The 1,923-nt window shown below is 63.6% G+C and carries 1 protein-coding gene; it reads right to left on the bottom strand.

Annotation, left to right across the window (positions count from 1 at the left end):
* Positions 1–140: 140 nt before the first annotated feature.
* Positions 141–1,916, bottom strand: a complete 1,776-nt coding sequence (gene xsc / locus ACR0NZ_RS20575; RefSeq protein WP_209599474.1) for a sulfoacetaldehyde acetyltransferase — start codon at positions 1,914–1,916, stop codon at positions 141–143.
* Positions 1,917–1,923 lie beyond the last annotated feature (7 nt).

The raw sequence follows: 1,923 nt of genomic DNA, 5'->3' as shown, positions 1-1,923 counted from the left end.
CCCTCTGCGCGTTGAGGGCTCCTTTGGTGATGCGGGGGTCGTTGCCTTCGCTGAGGGCGATTATGGGACGGGTGGCCGGAGCGTTTTGCCGCAACAGCTCGACGGGTGTCAGGGTCATGTGCTCCGGCCTCGTCCTGGGGTTAAGCGCCCTGCGCTTTCATGTCATCGGCGCTGATGCCGGCGACTGCGACGGGTTTTTTCATCGCGTCGCGGCGGAAAGGCTCGCCAAGCTCCTGGTTGATCAGGGCCTCGATCAGCGTGGTGATGCCGTTCTTCTGGTCCTCGATCGCCTGGTTCAGCGCCGCGGTCAGCTCGTCCTGGGTGCGCGCGACAACGCCTTTCAGGCCACAGGCCTGCGCGATACCGGCATAAGACACCTTGGTGTCCAGCTCGGTGCCCACGAAGTTGTCGTCGAACCACAGGGTCGAGTTGCGCTTTTCCGCGCCCCACTGGTAGTTGCGGAACACGATCTGGGTCACGGCGGGCCATTCCTCGCGGCCGATCGCGGTCAGCTCGTTCACCGCGATGCCAAAGGCACCGTCACCGGCAAAGCCCACAACCGGAACATCCGGGCAGCCGATCTTGGCACCGACGACGGCGGGCAGGCCATAGCCGCAGGGGCCGAACAGGCCCGGCGCCAGGTATTTGCGCCCCTCTTCAAACGACGGATAGGCGTTGCCGATGGCGCAGTTGTTGCCGATGTCGGACGAGATGATCGCCTCTTTCGGTAGTGCCGCCTGAATGGCGCGCCACGCCATGCGCGGGCTCATCCAGTCGGGCTTGGCCGCGCGGGCACGCTGGTTCCAGGTGGTGCCCGGATCGTCATCCTCGTGGGTCATCGAGGTCAGTTCCTGCGCCCAGGCCGATTTCTTCTGCGCGATGCGCTCTTTGCGCTCCTTGCGGCCTTCGTCACCGGCTGTGTCGCTCAGCTGGGCCAGAATGCCCTTTGCCACCTTGGCAGCGTCGCCGATGATGCCGACGCTGACAGCTTTGGTCAGGCCGATACGGTCGGGGTTGATGTCAACCTGGATGATCTTCGCATCCGCGGGCCAGTAGTTGATGCCATAGCCCGGCAGGGTCGAGAACGGGTTCAGACGGGTGCCGAGGCACAGGACAACATCCGCCTCGCTGATCAGCTCCATCCCCGCTTTCGAACCGTTATAGCCCAGCGGACCGGCAAACAGCGGGTGGCTGCCCGGGAAGGCGTCATTGTGCTGGTAGCCGACGCAGACCGGCGCATCCAGACGCTCGGCCAGCGCTTTCGACGCCTCGATGCCGCCTTCGGCCAGAACCACACCGGCCCCGTTCAGAATGACAGGGTTCCTGGCGTTCGACAGCAGCTCGGCCGCCTGGGCCACGGCGCTTTCGCCACCCGAGGGGCGCTCGAACTCGACAATGGCGGGCAGGTCGATATCGACAACCTGGGTCCACATGTCGCGCGGGATGTTCAGCTGGGCCGGGGCGCTGGCGCGCTTGGCCTGCATGATCACACGGTTTAGAACCTCGCAGACGCGGGTCGGGTCGCGGACCTCTTCCTGATAGGCAACCATGTCCTCGAACAGCTTCATCTGCTCGACTTCCTGGAAGCCACCCTGACCGATGGTCTTGTTGGCCGCCTGCGGGGTCACCAGCAGAAGCGGCGTGTGGTTCCAGTAGGCAGTCTTGACGGCGGTCACGAAGTTGGTGATGCCCGGGCCGTTCTGCGCAATCATCATCGACATCTTGCCGGTGGCACGGGTGTAGCCATCCGCCATCATCCCCGCGCTGCCCTCATGCGCACAGTCCCAGAACATGATCCCAGCCTTCGGAAACAGATCCGAAATCGGCATCATCGCCGAGCCAATGATCCCAAACGCATGCTCAATTCCATGCATCTGCAAAACCTTAACAAAGGCCTCTTCCGTCGTCATCTTCATAGGGGTG

The organism is Ruegeria sp. AE3, from assembly GCF_056542225.1.
Note: the sequence above shows the minus strand (reverse complement) of the source record. Positions and strands in the feature narration are given on the sequence as shown.

Coding starts and splice junctions, on each gene's coding strand:
- xsc (WP_209599474.1), bottom strand. CDS start 1,916: ATGAAGATGACGACGGAAGAGGCCTTTGTTAAGGTTTTGCAGATGCAT.